We start from the raw sequence: 14,688 nt of genomic DNA, 5'->3' as shown, positions 1-14,688 counted from the left end.
TGTGCTCAGAGGACATCAAATCGAAATTTAGGGGGTACTTTTGCGTGGCAAAAGAAGATGTGATTGAAATTGAAGGTAAAGTTGTCGAAACAATGCCAAATGCAATGTTTACAGTTGAATTGGAAAATGGACACCAAATTTTGGCAACCGTATCTGGAAAAATTCGGAAAAACTATATTCGTATTTTAGTAGGAGATAAGGTTACTGTCGAAATGAGTCCGTATGATTTAACACGTGGACGTATCACATACCGCTTTAAATAATCGAAATAAATGGAGGGATTAAAACATGAAGGTAAGACCATCTGTTAAACCAATTTGCGAATATTGTAAGGTTATTCGTCGTAACGGTCGTGTTATGGTAATTTGTCCTACAAATCCAAAACACAAACAACGCCAAGGATAAAAAGTAGAAAGGAGAAAAAATGGCTCGTATTGCTGGAGTTGATATTCCAAATGACAAACGTGTAGTCGTATCACTTACTTATGTATATGGTATCGGTTTGCCAACTTCTAAAAAAATTCTTGCAGCAGCAGGTGTTTCTGAGGATATCCGTGTCAAAGATTTAACATCTGATCAAGAAGATGCTATTCGTCGTGAAGTTGATGCAATCAAGGTTGAAGGAGATCTTCGTCGTGAAGTTAACTTGAATATTAAACGGTTGATGGAAATTGGTTCATATCGCGGAATCCGTCATCGTCGTGGACTTCCTGTCCGTGGACAAAATACCAAAAACAATGCTCGCACTCGCAAGGGTAAAGCTGTAGCGATTGCAGGTAAGAAAAAATAAAATAGGAGGTAAAAAAATTGGCTAAACCAACACGTAAACGTCGTGTCAAGAAAAATATTGAATCTGGTATTGCCCATATTCACGCAACATTTAATAACACTATTGTTATGATTACAGATGTGCATGGTAACGCTCTTGCATGGTCATCAGCTGGTGCTCTTGGATTCAAAGGTTCACGTAAATCTACTCCATTTGCTGCTCAAATGGCTGCAGAAGCCGCTGCTAAGTCTGCACAAGAACACGGTCTTAAAACAGTTGAAGTTACTGTAAAAGGTCCAGGTTCAGGTCGTGAGTCTGCTATTCGTGCGCTTGCCGCTGCTGGTCTTGAAGTAACGTCAATTCGTGATGTGACTCCTGTACCACATAATGGTGCTCGTCCTCCAAAACGTCGTCGTGTATAATCATAAGTTAATAGTACACAGGATTGTTTTAGAGGGGTAAAATAGATGATTGAGTTTGAAAAACCAATAATAACAAAAATTGATGAAAATAAAGATTACGGCAGATTTGTCATTGAACCACTTGAACGTGGCTATGGTACAACTCTAGGGAATTCCCTTCGTCGTGTGCTGTTGTCTTCACTTCCGGGTGCAGCTGTTACATCAATTAAGATTGATGGAGTACTACACGAATTTGATACTATCCCAGGTGTACGCGAGGATGTTATGCAAATCATCCTTAATATAAAAGGACTTGCTGTAAAATCTTATGTCGAAGAAGAAAAGATTGTTGAATTAGATGTTGAAGGACCTGCAGAAATTACTGCTGGAGATATTTTAACAGACAGTGATATTGAAATAGTTAATCCTGATCATTATCTCTTTACTATTGCTGAAGGTGCTAATTTAAAAGCAACCATGACTGTTGCAACTAATCGTGGTTATGTTCCAGCAGAGAAAAATAAAAGAGATGATGCACCAGTTGGGACGCTCGCGATAGATTCTATCTATACGCCAGTTAAAAAAGTTAATTATCAAGTTGAGCCAGCTCGTGTGGGCAGCAATGATAACTTTGATAAATTAACAATTGAAATTATGACCAATGGCACAATTATTCCTGAGGATGCTCTTGGGTTATCTGCTCGTGTTTTGATTGAGCATTTAAATCTTTTTACTGATTTAACCGAGGTAGCCAAGGCGACTGATGTCATGAAAGAAACAGAACAAGTTTCTGATGAGAAAGTACTTGATCGTACGATTGAGGAACTTGATTTATCAGTGCGTTCTTATAACTGTCTTAAACGCGCTGGTATTAATACAGTCTATGATTTAACTGAAAAGTCTGAATCTGAAATGATGAAAGTTAGAAATCTTGGACGTAAAAGTCTTGAAGAAGTTAAAGTAAAGCTTGCAGATCTTGGTTTAGGCTTGAAAAATGATAAATAATAATACAGGGAGGAAATAATGGCTTACCGTAAACTAGGACGTACTAGCTCGCAGCGTAAAGCAATGTTTCGTGATTTGACGACTGATCTTCTTATCAACGAATCTATTGTGACAACAGAAGCTCGTGCAAAGGAAATCCGTAAAACAGTTGAAAAAATGATTACTCTTGGTAAACGTGGCGATCTTCATGCTCGTCGTCAAGCAGCAGCATTTGTTCGTAACGAAATTGCATCTGAAAGTTATGATGAAGCTAAAGATGAATACACATCAACAACTGCTCTTCAAAAGCTTTTTTCAGAAATTGCACCGCGTTATGCAGAACGTAATGGTGGTTATACACGTATTCTTAAAACTGAACCACGTCGTGGTGATGCTGCCCCAATGGCAATTATTGAATTAGTATAAGATCATCAATTTTGTTGAGTGTTATGATGTTGGAATTATAATAATTCTTAGTCTAGCTCTGGTCTACCACTAGGAGAGGCTCCTAGTGGAACACTCATCATGTTGAAAAAGACAGCGTTTATTTAGGAAATACTTTTAATAGTAGAAGCATTTCCTAAATAAACGCTTTTTGATTTTTTTACAAAATTTGCTATAATTGTTTCAAATATTTTAGGAGAAAAGGGTATGGCTAAAGCAGTAGACTTATTAAAAAAGCGCTATCTTGATAATATTCAAGATAAACCAGAGTCTTATATAGGAGTTGAATTAGAGTTTCCAATAGTTAATTTAAGCCATCAGGCAACTGATATAACAGTAACAAAATCTGTAATGTTTCATCTTAAGGAATCTCTATTTTTTGAAGTGGAAAGATATGATCAGGATGGTTGCCCTGTGCAATTGATTGATAGAAAATCAGAGGATAGAATTCTTTTTGAAGTTTCTTATAATACAATAGAATTTGCTTTTGGGAAAGCAAAAAAGATTCAGGATATTGAAGAACGCTTTAATCAATATATGAAAGTCATACAAGCCTTTCTCAAACCTTACAACCATGCTATACAGGGATTTGGAGTGCATCCTTATTGGTATTTAAATGATAATAGAGCTGTTAAATTACCTCGTTATCAAATGCTTTTAAATTTCTTGGCTTTATCGGGAAATAAAAAAGATTCTTTTTTTCATGGTTTTCCTCAATACGGTTCTTTTATTTGTGGCAATCAAGTACAATTAGATGTCAGCAAGAGCAATTATTTAAGAGTTATCAACGCTTTTAATAAGATTGAAGCTGTGAAAGCTTACCTTTTTGCTAACTCAGAATTTTGGGGACAAAATTGGTCAACTAAAATTTCACGAGATATTTTTTGGGAAAATTCTATGCATGGGGTTTTTGAAGAGAATGTCGGTGTTAATAAGATATCTTTTGAAACAGAAGAAGATTTTTTTAATTATCTTGCCAATTCAGCTCTTTTTACAGCCGAAAGAGAAACAGAAATCCTCTATTTTGAACCCATTCGTGTAAAAGATTATTTGGGACAGGAAGAAATCTCAGCTTGGGATTTAAGTGGTCAACAGCACTATATTCTTCCAGATGAGGCAGATTTTGCTAATCATAGAAGCTATCAATATCAAAATTTAACAAAACGGGGGACTGTTGAGTTTAGAAGCGTCTGCACGCAACCACTGGAGAAAACCTTTGTTCCTATTGCTTTTCACGTTGGGCTTTTGGAGAACTTAGATGAATTAGAGAAGCTTCTTGAAAAAAGTGATTTTCTGCAATTTTATAATCATGATTATAAATTCATCAGACGGCAATTCTCGCAAAAAGTTATCACTCAAGAAGCCAAGAGGTTCATCAGTGTATTTTCGGAGGCAGTGCTAGAGTGTTGCGAAAGGGGACTAAAAAGGCGTGGTTTAGGGGAAGAGAGGTATATAAAGGAAATAAAACAGAAAAAAAGCGAGAAAAGCTATTGACAAAGGGGGGAAGAGCTGGTAGAATAAAGAAGTTGTCTCAGAAAGAGGCAGAGCCCTTTGAAAACTGAACAAGAAGACGAACCAACCAAAGTGCAGGGTGACATAAAGAAATGTGACCTGTCAAAGAACGAAACATAAATCTGTCAGTGGACAGTAATGAGAAAGAACTCAAACGATTAAATGAGAGTTTGATCCTGGCTCAGGACGAACGCTGGCGGCGTGCCTAATACATGCAAGTGGGACGCAAGGGAACACACTGTGCTTGCACACCGTGTTTTCTTGAGTCGCGAACGGGTGAGTAACGCGTAGGTAACCTGCCTATTAGCGGGGGATAACTATTGGAAACGATAGCTAATACCGCATAATATTAATTATTGCATGATAATTGATTGAAAGATGCAAGCGCATCACTAGTAGATGGACCTGCGTTGTATTAGCTAGTTGGTAAGGTAAGAGCTTACCAAGGCGACGATACATAGCCGACCTGAGAGGGTGATCGGCCACACTGGGACTGAGACACGGCCCAGACTCCTACGGGAGGCAGCAGTAGGGAATCTTCGGCAATGGACGAAAGTCTGACCGAGCAACGCCGCGTGAGTGAAGAAGGTTTTCGGATCGTAAAGCTCTGTTGTAAGTCAAGAACGTGTGTGAGAGTGGAAAGTTCACACAGTGACGGTAGCTTACCAGAAAGGGACGGCTAACTACGTGCCAGCAGCCGCGGTAATACGTAGGTCCCGAGCGTTGTCCGGATTTATTGGGCGTAAAGGGAGCGCAGGCGGTCAGGAAAGTCTGGAGTAAAAGGCTATGGCTCAACCATAGTGTGCTCTGGAAACTGTCTGACTTGAGTGCAGAAGGGGAGAGTGGAATTCCATGTGTAGCGGTGAAATGCGTAGATATATGGAGGAACACCAGTGGCGAAAGCGGCTCTCTGGTCTGTCACTGACGCTGAGGCTCGAAAGCGTGGGTAGCGAACAGGATTAGATACCCTGGTAGTCCACGCCGTAAACGATGAGTGCTAGGTGTTAGGCCCTTTCCGGGGCTTAGTGCCGGAGCTAACGCAATAAGCACTCCGCCTGGGGAGTACGACCGCAAGGTTGAAACTCAAAGGAATTGACGGGGGCCCGCACAAGCGGTGGAGCATGTGGTTTAATTCGAAGCAACGCGAAGAACCTTACCAGGTCTTGACATCCCGATGCTATTCTTAGAGATAGGAAGTTACTTCGGTACATCGGAGACAGGTGGTGCATGGTTGTCGTCAGCTCGTGTCGTGAGATGTTGGGTTAAGTCCCGCAACGAGCGCAACCCTTATTGTTAGTTGCCATCATTAAGTTGGGCACTCTAGCGAGACTGCCGGTAATAAACCGGAGGAAGGTGGGGATGACGTCAAATCATCATGCCCCTTATGACCTGGGCTACACACGTGCTACAATGGTCGGTACAACGAGTTGCGAGCCGGTGACGGCAAGCTAATCTCTGAAAGCCGATCTCAGTTCGGATTGGAGGCTGCAACTCGCCTCCATGAAGTCGGAATCGCTAGTAATCGCGGATCAGCACGCCGCGGTGAATACGTTCCCGGGCCTTGTACACACCGCCCGTCACACCACGAGAGTTTGTAACACCCGAAGTCGGTGAGGTAACCTTTTAGGGGCCAGCCGCCTAAGGTGGGATGGATGATTGGGGTGAAGTCGTAACAAGGTAGCCGTATCGGAAGGTGCGGCTGGATCACCTCCTTTCTAAGGAAAAACGCAAAGCACATTAGGGGGAACTTCTTGTTTAGTTTTGAGAGGGTAAGTGGGGCCTTAGCTCAGCTGGGAGAGCGCCTGCTTTGCACGCAGGAGGTCAGCGGTTCGATCCCGCTAGGCTCCATTAAAACAGGATACTAACAGACGGTTCGCTTGCGAATACTTCTGTAGAAGATTATCTATTTTTCTAAGAAGTCAGTCTGGAGTTCAACTTCATATCTTGTTTAAGACAAGGAAGTCTATAAAATCCACTTAGGATATGTTAAGTATCCTAGAGATGGTTCATTGACAATTGAATAGCTAGTAAAAGCCCTATAGCGCAGCTATAGGGAAACAAAAAAGAAACCGAGACGCTGAAAAGCCAGAGAAACGAGAAATAAGGTTAAGTTAATAAGGGCGCACGGTGGATGCCTAGGCACTAGGAGCCGATGAAGGACGTGACGAACGACGACATGCTTTGGGGAGCTGTAAGTAAGCCTTGATCCAGAGATATCCGAATGGGGGAACCCAACAGGTAATGCCTGTTATCCATAACTGTTAAGGTTATGAGAAGGAAGACGCAGTGAACTGAAACATCTCAGTAGCTGCAGGAAGAGAAAGCAAGAGCGATTGCCTCAGTAGCGGCGAGCGAAGAGGCAGGAGGGCAAACCAGAGTGTTTACACTCTGGGGTTGTAGGACTGCGATAAAGCAGCCAAGGGAATAGAAGAAGACTCTGGGAAGAGTCGCCAGAGAGAGTAAGAGCCTCGTATTTGAAATTCACTTGATGCCAAGCAGGATCCTGAGTACGGCGGGACACGAGGAATCCCGTCGGAATCTGGGAGGCCCATCTCCCAACCCTAAATACTCCCTAGTGACCGATAGTGAACCAGTACCGTGAGGGAAAGGTGAAAAGCACCCCGGAAGGGGAGTGAAAGAGAACCTGAAACCGTGTGCTTACAAGAAGTTCGAGCCCGTTAATGGGTGAGAGCGTGCCTTTTGTAGAATGAACCGGCGAGTTACGTTTACGTGCGAGGTTAAGTTGAAGAGACGGAGCCGTAGGGAAACCGAGTCTGAAAAGGGCGGTTAAGTACGTAGATGTAGACCCGAAACCAAGTGACCTACCCATGAGCAGGTTGAAGGTGCGGTAAAACGCACTGGAGGACCGAACCAGGACACGTTGAAAAGTGTTTGGATGACTTGTGGGTAGCGGAGAAATTCCAAACGAACTTGGAGATAGCTGGTTCTCTCCGAAATAGCTTTAGGGCTAGCGTCGGTCGCGAGACTCTTGGAGGTAGAGCACTGTTTGATTGAGGGGTCCATCCCGGATTACCAATCTCAGATAAACTCCGAATGCCAACGAGTTAAGACCGGCAGTCAGACTGCGAGTGCTAAGATCCGTAGTCGAAAGGGAAACAGCCCAGACCACCAGCTAAGGTCCCCAAATAATTGTTAAGTGGAAAAGGATGTGGGGTTGCACAGACAACTAGGATGTTAGCTTAGAAGCAGCTATTCATTCAAAGAGTGCGTAATAGCTCACTAGTCGAGTGACCCTGCGCCGAAAATGTACCGGGGCTGAAACAATTTACCGAAGCTGTGGATCCCTTAGGGGATGGTAGGAGAGCGTTCTATGTGCGCAGAAGGTGTACCGCAAGGAGCGCTGGAGTGCATAGAAGTGAGAATGCCGGTATGAGTAGCGTAAGACAGGTGAGAATCCTGTCCACCGTAAGACTAAGGATTCCAGGGGAAGGCTCGTCCGCCCTGGGTTAGTCGGGACCTAAGGAGAGACCGATAGGTGTATCCGATGGGCAACAGGTTGATATTCCTGTACTAGAGTATTGAGTGAAGGAGGGACGCAGCAGGCTAACTAGAGCGTGCGATTGGAAGAGCACGTCCAAGCAGTGAGGTGAGGACTGAGTCAAATGCTTAGTTCTGCGCCACCAAGCTGTGACGGGGAGCGAAGTTTAGTAGCGAAGCTAGTGATGTCACTCTGCCAAGAAAAGCTTCTAGCGTTAATGAATACTCTACCCGTACCGCAAACCGACACAGGTAGTCGAGGCGAGTAGCCTCAGGTGAGCGAGCGAACTCTCGTTAAGGAACTCGGCAAAATGGCCCCGTAACTTCGGGAGAAGGGGCGCTGGCGATAAGTCAGCCGCAGTGAAAAGGCCCAAGCAACTGTTTATCAAAAACACAGCTCTCTGCGAAATCGCAAGATGAAGTATAGGGGGTGACGCCTGCCCGGTGCTGGAAGGTTAAGAGGAGCGCTTAGACGTTTGTCGAAGGTGTGAATTGAAGCCCCAGTAAACGGCGGCCGTAACTATAACGGTCCTAAGGTAGCGAAATTCCTTGTCGGGTAAGTTCCGACCCGCACGAAAGGCGTAATGATTTGGGCACTGTCTCAACGAGAGACTCGGTGAAATTTTAGTACCTGTGAAGATGCAGGTTACCCGCGACAGGACGGAAAGACCCCATGGAGCTTTACTGCAGTTTGATATTGCGTATCTGTTACACATGTACAGGATAGGTAGGAGCCAAGGAAGAGTGAACGCTAGTTTACTTGGAGGCGATGTTGGGATACTACCCTTGTGTGATGGCTACTCTAACCCGGTAGGTTGATCATCTACGGAGACAGTGTCTGACGGGCAGTTTGACTGGGGCGGTCGCCTCCTAAAGTGTAACGGAGGCGCCCAAAGGTTCCCTCAGACTGGTTGGAAATCAGTCGCAGAGTGTAAAGGTATAAGGGAGCTTGACTGCGAGACAGACAAGTCGAGCAGGGACGAAAGTCGGGCTTAGTGATCCGGTGGTACCGTATGGAAGGGCCATCGCTCAACGGATAAAAGCTACCCTGGGGATAACAGGCTTATCTCCCCCAAGAGTTCACATCGACGGGGAGGTTTGGCACCTCGATGTCGGCTCGTCGCATCCTGGGGCTGTAGTCGGTCCCAAGGGTTGGGCTGTTCGCCCATTAAAGCGGCACGCGAGCTGGGTTCAGAACGTCGTGAGACAGTTCGGTCCCTATCCGTCGCGGGCGAAGGAAATTTGAGAGGATCTGCTCCTAGTACGAGAGGACCAGAGTGGACTTACCGCTGGTGTACCAGTTGTTCTGCCAAGAGCATCGCTGGGTAGCTAAGTAGGGAGGGGATAAACGCTGAAAGCATCTAAGTGTGAAGCCCCCCTCAAGATGAGATTTCCCATAACGTTCAGTTAGTAAGAGCCCTGAGAGAAGAACAGGTAGATAGGTTGGGAGTGGAAGCGTTGTGAGACGTGAAGCGGACCAATACTAATCGCTCGAGGACTTATCCAAAAATAAGTGACTAAGGGCGTAAAATCCGCCTGAAAAATAGGAAATGGGTGCAGTGTTTGATGGACACCAGACCATTTCTCTTTTTTCCAAGGATTTAGCCCGAGTACCATTTTTTAAAGAAAGCAGGCGCAGCGTCGGTTTCAGTGGCTAGCTATTCAATCGTGAGTGAGCGATCACGCTTGTTAAGTGATGATAGCCTAGGGGAGACACCTGTACCCATGCCGAACACAGCAGTTAAGCCCTAGCACGCCTGAAGTAGTTGGGGGTTGCCCCCTGTGAGATAGGGTCATCGCTTAGCAAGAGGGAGTTTAGCTCAGTTGGGAGAGCATCTGCCTTACAAGCAGAGGGTCAGCGGTTCGAGCCCGTTAACTCCCATCTAAGCGGGTGTAGTTTAGTGGTAAAACTACAGCCTTCCAAGCTGTTGTCGCGAGTTCGATTCTCGTCACCCGCTTTTCTTTTATAAAAGATAAACCAAGCATAGGCTTGGGCGCGTAGCTCAGCTGGTTAGAGCGCACGCCTGATAAGCGTGAGGTCGGTGGTTCGAGTCCACTCGTGCCCATATAATATATTGGTCCGTTGGTCAAGGGGTTAAGACACCGCCTTTTCACGGCGGTAACACGGGTTCGAATCCCGTACGGACTATTATATTTATTGGAGGATTACCCAAGTCCGGCTGAAGGGAACGGTCTTGAAAACCGTCAGGCGTGTAAAAGCGTGCGTGGGTTCGAATCCCACATCCTCCTTTATAGACATATCGCGGGATGGAGCAGTTAGGTAGCTCGTCGGGCTCATAACCCGAAGGTCGTAGGTTCAAATCCTGCTCCCGCAATAAGAGGAAGGCTCGGTAGCTCAGTTGGTAGAGCAATGGATTGAAGCTCCATGTGTCGGCGGTTCGATTCCGTCTCGCGCCATCATATATGTACATTGGAAGGGTAGCGAAGAGGCTAAACGCGGCGGACTGTAAATCCGCTCCTTCGGGTTCGGGGGTTCGAATCCCTCCCCTTCCATACCTTACGGGCATAGTTTAAAGGTAGAACTAAGGTCTCCAAAACCTTCAGTGTGGGTTCAATTCCTACTGCCCGTGTTAATATGTTTTGGCGGGTGTGGTGAAGTGGTTAACACACCAGATTGTGGCTCTGGCATGCGTGGGTTCGATCCCCATCACTCGCCTATATTATTATATTATTGGGGTATAGCCAAGCGGTAAGGCAAGGGACTTTGACTCCCTCATGCGTTGGTTCGAATCCAGCTACCCCAGTTGTTATTATATTAGCCGGCGTGGCGGAATTGGCAGACGCGCTGGACTCAAAATCCAGTGTCCGCAAGGACGTGCCGGTTCGACCCCGGCCGCCGGTATAGTATTTAGCTCTTCAAACGTTGATTGGTTTTTGAAGGCTTTTTTATTTGTTTTGGTCAACTCTCATCTTTTTAATTTAAATGTTGTAAAAGATTTCTCACTTTATTATTTTCTTCTTCTGCCTTTTCCGCAACCAAATGACCATAAGTCTCAGTGATTTGCTTGATATCTATATGACCCATCAATTTAGCAACCGCCCAAATATCTACTCCTTTAGCCAACAATAAGCTGCAATAACTATGTCTCAAACCGGTACTACTCATGTTTTTAGGAGCAATATCAAGTTCTTTCAAAATACTCCTCAAGCGTTTATTAACACCATTATTACTCTGAATACCATAAAAAAGATCTAAAAAAATGACATTGTCATCATTTATTATATAATACAAATCTAAGTACTCTTTTTGAATAGCATGAAGATCATCTAGAACTTTTATTACTTTTGAATCAATCGGAACTTTTCTAACAGATTCTTCTGTTTTTGGTTTTGTCCATCTCCTTCTTACAGTATCGTAACGACGATAAGTTTTAATGGCCTGTTGTTCCCAAAGGACACAGTCCCAAGTCAAACCTGCTATTTCGCCCGTTCGTAATCCAGTTTTTAACTGCACATACAATTGATAAGGAACAATAGACTTTCTATAATCAAGATGATTTTCTAAATAAAGAGCTAATTTGGCATAATCTTTTAAACTATGGATATACCTTTCTTGTTTTTTCTTTGGAGAAGGACGACCAGATAAAACTACCCCTTCAACAAAATTAGTAACATTAATTTTATCACGTCTAGCAAAAACGAGAACCTTTTTAACCTCTGCATTTAAACGACTGACATTATCTCGACAATTCGTCTTTGCATAGGTATTGATAAACTCTTGATAATTACTGGCTTTAATATCACTAACCGGTTTATCTTGGAAATAGTTTTGTATAAATCTTCCACGCAGTTCATGTTAATTTAAAGTTGAATCAGATTTTCTTAACGGTTTAATTTGAAGAGTCATCCACTTTTCCTATAGCTGGTATAAAGTAATATTTCTATCAATGATAGTTCCATTTTTTAGTTTCATTTCTAAATAAAGTGCCTCCGATTCAGCTTCTTTTTTCGTTTTAAAGCCAGAATTAGAGGCAATTACTTTTTTGTTACTATCAAAGACTCTATAATCCCATAATTTCTTTTTTCCTCGCTGTCTATAGGAAATTGCCATTGTTTACCTCTTTCTAAAAGCGATAATCAAGACTTGCCTTGATTAGTATATCATACGTCAATCATAATTTCTCTAAAATGGCTTTTAAAATATTCTTTAGTCTTAGAAGCTAAAAATAAATATTTGCCACCTTGAGAATTAGGATATTTCACAAAACCTTCTGGATTTTTCTCAATATCAATTTGAGCTTTAATTTCCGGTTTATAGAGAACATTTTCTATGAACCAAGGACCGACTGACTGAAAGAAGCTCTAAAAGCTCATTCATGGACATATAACGACCTTGAGTGTCCCGTTTTTTCAAAGCATCATATTCAGACTTTTCTATAATGATTTTATCTTCTGGTAGAGCAATAACAACATTTTCTAAATACCTATGATATTCCTTTTCAAACAACTCTAAAATATCATCTGCTATCGTAATACTGATTTTCCCATAATCAGCAATATCTTTTATCACATTATAAGCATTTACAACACAAATGCTTATATCACTAGCTAGAAACATTTCAATAACATTTGTTTCATTTCCAAAAGATACAGTATAATCACAAGCGACGTGATTCTTTATGAATGTAATGGCATCTCCCTTATTAGCATTTGGGTGCTTTACTTTGAACCAATATAAAGAATTAATATAGCCATCCTGATTAATTTGGATATCAGTTATTCCAATCTTTAGAAGTTCTTTTTCGATTTTTTCAATATTTTGAATGCAATCAACGAATGAAATAAACAACGTATCACCTCAAAAGAATTCTTCTTTATTTGTCACTTCATAAAATCTCTTATCTTTAGGTCGTTTAGAAAAATATTGATATGTACCCGTGGTGCTAGTAAAAAAATCCTAGGTTATAGGCAAAGATAGTCTGCTCTAACCAAAGCTTCAACCCCTTTAAACTTCTCGCTAATGGCCTTTCGATGTCAAACTCAGAACATAAAACTGAAAATCGCGTTTCAATGGTTCTCCTTTCAGCCTTGAGCCTCCAATGATTATGTTGTTTAGCCTTTACCATGACCATGTTGCGCCTCAAGGGTGTCCAAAAACGGTAGTCTTTCCGGGTTAAATGCTGTTTCAAAACCTTACTGAGGTAACCTAAGTCCGCTAAAACAACAGGGAAAGTTGTGTTCTCAAGCAGGTCTTCGGCTACCTGACGATCATGTACAGAGGCTGGCGTCACACCATAATTGACAATAAATCCTGACAAGGTCACCAGCATATGGGCTTTAAAGCCGTAAAAGCACATCTTTTTTGGAGGATTGTAGGCCACAGTTACTTGATCTCTAAAACTACGAACCTTGTCGTTGCGAGCTGGTAAACAAACAGGTATGGGAAAGCTATCCCTGATCACCATATCATCCTGATGGAATGGCTCGGTCATGCCTTGATGAATAAGCTTCAATAAGGGAATCAAATACCGAGCTCTTCAATAAAATCGGGTTCTCTCTAAGCCAGTTTTTACAAGAAATATCTGGCATAGCTGATAGAATTGACGTTGAGATTTGAGGCCGAGTTCAGCCTGAAGTACTAGAAGAACAAGAATGGCATTGTCATTAACTTTACAATAGTTGAATTTCGACGGTGCGTCAGTTCTTTAGGTGCATAACGCCGATAATAGAACACATGGTTTTTAATCGTTCCACACTGTATTGCAAGTGATGATGTTTAGCGGTATCATTTAAGTCGTTCATTTGGATGTCTCCTGTTCGTTTGATCACTAACAGCATAGTCCAAATGGACTTTTTTGTGGACTAAAAGATTAACTAGCACCACGGGTTTTTAATTGAATTTTTATGAAAGATGAGTAATATGAAGATCGTTATAACGATAAGGAATAAGAGCCAGTTCAGTTAATGCTTCTTTTTATACACGCAACAAGCTCTATAATCTCTATAGTGAGTAATTACTCTTTAGAGATTATAGAGCTTATTTTTGTTTTATGTGACTTTCAGTTCTTCAGTCCATCTCGCTCCTAACGGAGCGAGACAAATAAATCACCCGCTATGTAAGTGCTCAATCTGCGGTTGTATCCAAAAATTTCATAAGTATAGACGAAAGGTCATTTATAATCAATATTGGAGCAGTTTAGGTGAGATATTCTGCATATATTCATATATTATAATAAGTAAGTTGTTGCAACTGGATTGTTAAGATTATTATCCTCTAAAGTTGGCGGTATAAAGGAAACAACAACAATGAGCTAATCTTACCAAATAAATGGGAAAAGGCGATATTTAACCTTTTGACAATAATCTTGATATATCCTGCCGAAATGTTGTTCGAGAACCTCTTCTTCAGTTCGGATGCGGATAGCGTAACCAATACTTAAGATGATAAAAACTATTAAAATATTAAAAATATTTAAAGTTATAAAGGCTAAACCAAGAATCGAAATAATAGTACCAGTATAAGCAGGGTTACGGACAATACTATAAGGTCCGCTGCTGATTAATTTCTGATTGTCGGTAGCTTGAACAGTTAACGTAAATGCTTTACCAAGATAATTGATAGTATATACCCTAAAGATAATACCAAGGATCATTAACAAAATGCCTAGATAAATTCCCCATTCTGGTAGAAGTATATTAATGTTAAAAGGATTATTTAACATAGCTATAGAAAGCACAACACTGGCAATAATAACATATCTTGTTCCTTTATCCTGAGAACTATTAGAGACATTCTTTTTGGTCCTGCTTTTAATAAACCATTCTGTTAATCCCCACAGAACTAATAAACAGTAGATGATGGTGCTTTGATGATGGATCATTCTAAACCTCCTACTTTTATCATTTTACAAGAATTTAAGGTAAAAGTCCAACTCTCTTTTGAAAGTAGCTGTATAAAATTTAAATTGTACATCTACATCAATTTCATTATGCTTTAGTGCCATTAACGTTCGCTGATTAGAATTTTTGCCTTTTAATTTTTAACAGTTCACCTAATCTGTTAAAATATTTCTTGCTAAGTAAGTTGTAGGCAACCTATTTCAATGTGAAGAAAACTGG

At 41.9% G+C, this 14,688-nt stretch carries 10 protein-coding genes, 13 tRNA genes, 3 rRNA genes and 3 pseudogenes; 24 read left to right on the top strand and 5 right to left on the bottom strand.

Annotated elements, in window-relative coordinates; all coding sequences use genetic code 11:
- The first annotated feature begins 44 nt into the window (after window positions 1-44).
- From infA to FNL60_RS09345, 23 genes are all read left to right on the top strand, one after another.
- Entirely contained in the window at window positions 45-263 is a 219-nt protein-coding gene (infA, locus tag FNL60_RS09460; RefSeq protein ID WP_002262318.1) for a translation initiation factor IF-1, read from the top strand.
- A gap of 25 nt (window positions 264-288) precedes the next feature.
- Complete coding sequence (rpmJ, locus tag FNL60_RS09455; RefSeq protein ID WP_000868345.1) at window positions 289-405, top strand: 50S ribosomal protein L36; 117 nt, start codon at window positions 289-291, stop codon at window positions 403-405.
- Window positions 406-424: 19 nt separating this feature from the next.
- On the top strand, window positions 425-790 hold the full coding sequence (gene rpsM, locus FNL60_RS09450) for a 30S ribosomal protein S13 (RefSeq protein WP_002262317.1): 366 nt from the start codon (window positions 425-427) through the stop codon (window positions 788-790).
- 17 nt (window positions 791-807) lie between these two features.
- Window positions 808-1,191: a 30S ribosomal protein S11 gene (gene rpsK / locus FNL60_RS09445; RefSeq protein WP_002262316.1), complete on the top strand. Its 384-nt coding sequence runs from the start codon at window positions 808-810 to the stop codon at window positions 1,189-1,191.
- 45 nt (window positions 1,192-1,236) lie between these two features.
- Window positions 1,237-2,175 carry a DNA-directed RNA polymerase subunit alpha gene (locus FNL60_RS09440; RefSeq protein ID WP_002262315.1) on the top strand — a complete coding sequence of 313 codons (939 nt, stop codon included), beginning with the start codon at window positions 1,237-1,239 and terminating at the stop codon, window positions 2,173-2,175.
- Between the two features lie 18 nt (window positions 2,176-2,193).
- A complete protein-coding gene (rplQ, locus tag FNL60_RS09435) occupies window positions 2,194-2,580 on the top strand; it encodes a 50S ribosomal protein L17 (protein ID WP_002265066.1) in 387 nt (128 codons plus the stop codon).
- A gap of 225 nt (window positions 2,581-2,805) precedes the next feature.
- Window positions 2,806-4,092: a glutamate-cysteine ligase family protein gene (locus FNL60_RS09430; RefSeq protein WP_002310640.1), complete on the top strand. Its 1,287-nt coding sequence runs from the start codon at window positions 2,806-2,808 to the stop codon at window positions 4,090-4,092.
- A 176-nt stretch (window positions 4,093-4,268) separates the two neighbouring features.
- Window positions 4,269-5,825 (top strand): 16S ribosomal RNA (locus FNL60_RS09420).
- Between the two features lie 60 nt (window positions 5,826-5,885).
- Window positions 5,886-5,958, top strand: a tRNA-Ala gene (locus FNL60_RS09415).
- A gap of 256 nt (window positions 5,959-6,214) precedes the next feature.
- A 23S ribosomal RNA gene (locus FNL60_RS09410) occupies window positions 6,215-9,115 on the top strand.
- 182 nt (window positions 9,116-9,297) lie between these two features.
- Window positions 9,298-9,413 (top strand): 5S ribosomal RNA (gene rrf / locus FNL60_RS09405).
- Together the 16S, 23S and 5S rRNA genes with 13 tRNA genes alongside form the textbook arrangement of a ribosomal RNA operon.
- Window positions 9,414-9,417: 4 nt before the next feature.
- A tRNA-Val gene (locus FNL60_RS09400) sits at window positions 9,418-9,490 on the top strand.
- Between the two features lie 5 nt (window positions 9,491-9,495).
- Window positions 9,496-9,566: transfer RNA gene (locus FNL60_RS09395), tRNA-Gly, on the top strand.
- A 34-nt stretch (window positions 9,567-9,600) separates the two neighbouring features.
- Window positions 9,601-9,674: transfer RNA gene (locus FNL60_RS09390), tRNA-Ile, on the top strand.
- Between the two features lie 11 nt (window positions 9,675-9,685).
- A tRNA-Glu gene (locus tag FNL60_RS09385) sits at window positions 9,686-9,757 on the top strand.
- A gap of 11 nt (window positions 9,758-9,768) precedes the next feature.
- Window positions 9,769-9,858: transfer RNA gene (locus tag FNL60_RS09380), tRNA-Ser, on the top strand.
- 12 nt (window positions 9,859-9,870) lie between these two features.
- Window positions 9,871-9,944, top strand: a tRNA-Met gene (locus tag FNL60_RS09375).
- 9 nt (window positions 9,945-9,953) lie between these two features.
- A tRNA-Phe gene (locus tag FNL60_RS09370) sits at window positions 9,954-10,026 on the top strand.
- Between the two features lie 15 nt (window positions 10,027-10,041).
- Window positions 10,042-10,122: transfer RNA gene (locus FNL60_RS09365), tRNA-Tyr, on the top strand.
- Between the two features lie 6 nt (window positions 10,123-10,128).
- Window positions 10,129-10,199 (top strand) — tRNA-Trp (locus tag FNL60_RS09360).
- A 13-nt stretch (window positions 10,200-10,212) separates the two neighbouring features.
- A tRNA-His gene (locus FNL60_RS09355) sits at window positions 10,213-10,285 on the top strand.
- A gap of 16 nt (window positions 10,286-10,301) precedes the next feature.
- Window positions 10,302-10,373 (top strand) — tRNA-Gln (locus FNL60_RS09350).
- Between the two features lie 14 nt (window positions 10,374-10,387).
- A tRNA-Leu gene (locus FNL60_RS09345) sits at window positions 10,388-10,471 on the top strand.
- A gap of 72 nt (window positions 10,472-10,543) precedes the next feature.
- Here the strand turns inward: FNL60_RS09345 and FNL60_RS10635 are convergent.
- From FNL60_RS10635 to FNL60_RS09320, 4 genes and pseudogenes are all read right to left on the bottom strand, one after another.
- Window positions 10,544-11,680 (bottom strand): annotated as a pseudogene (locus FNL60_RS10635) (tyrosine-type recombinase/integrase).
- Window positions 11,681-11,730: 50 nt separating this feature from the next.
- Complete coding sequence (locus tag FNL60_RS10580) at window positions 11,731-11,856, bottom strand: DUF771 domain-containing protein (protein ID WP_229297552.1); 126 nt, start codon at window positions 11,854-11,856, stop codon at window positions 11,731-11,733.
- Window positions 11,857-11,881: 25 nt separating this feature from the next.
- Window positions 11,882-12,418 (bottom strand): DUF771 domain-containing protein, encoded by a 537-nt coding sequence (locus FNL60_RS09325; protein ID WP_002280405.1) that lies wholly within the window; start codon window positions 12,416-12,418, stop codon window positions 11,882-11,884.
- Window positions 12,419-12,512: 94 nt separating this feature from the next.
- A pseudogene (locus tag FNL60_RS09320) lies at window positions 12,513-13,371 on the bottom strand (IS982 family transposase).
- A gap of 352 nt (window positions 13,372-13,723) precedes the next feature.
- On the opposite strand from FNL60_RS09320, the pseudogene FNL60_RS10660 reads away from it, so the two are divergent.
- Window positions 13,724-13,804 (top strand): annotated as a pseudogene (locus FNL60_RS10660) (IS200/IS605 family transposase); the annotation flags it as partial.
- 82 nt (window positions 13,805-13,886) lie between these two features.
- On the opposite strand, the gene FNL60_RS09310 reads toward FNL60_RS10660, so the two are convergent.
- The gene (locus FNL60_RS09310) at window positions 13,887-14,450 is read right to left on the bottom strand and encodes a methyltransferase family protein (RefSeq protein ID WP_002269691.1); all 564 of its coding nucleotides are present in this window, start codon (window positions 14,448-14,450) and stop codon (window positions 13,887-13,889) included.
- Window positions 14,451-14,688 lie beyond the last annotated feature (238 nt).

Origin of the sequence: Streptococcus mutans (assembly GCF_006739205.1) — a bacterium.
In the GTDB taxonomy this organism is placed as follows: domain Bacteria; phylum Bacillota; class Bacilli; order Lactobacillales; family Streptococcaceae; genus Streptococcus; species Streptococcus mutans.
Note: the sequence above shows the minus strand (reverse complement) of the source record. Positions and strands in the feature narration are given on the sequence as shown.

Coding starts and splice junctions, on each gene's coding strand:
- rpmJ (WP_000868345.1), top strand. CDS start 289: ATGAAGGTAAGACCATCTGTTAAACCAATTTGCGAATATTGTAAGGTT.
- rplQ (WP_002265066.1), top strand. CDS start 2,194: ATGGCTTACCGTAAACTAGGACGTACTAGCTCGCAGCGTAAAGCAATG.
- FNL60_RS09430 (WP_002310640.1), top strand. CDS start 2,806: ATGGCTAAAGCAGTAGACTTATTAAAAAAGCGCTATCTTGATAATATT.
- rpsM (WP_002262317.1), top strand. CDS start 425: ATGGCTCGTATTGCTGGAGTTGATATTCCAAATGACAAACGTGTAGTC.
- FNL60_RS09440 (WP_002262315.1), top strand. CDS start 1,237: ATGATTGAGTTTGAAAAACCAATAATAACAAAAATTGATGAAAATAAA.
- FNL60_RS09310 (WP_002269691.1), bottom strand. CDS start 14,450: ATGATCCATCATCAAAGCACCATCATCTACTGTTTATTAGTTCTGTGG.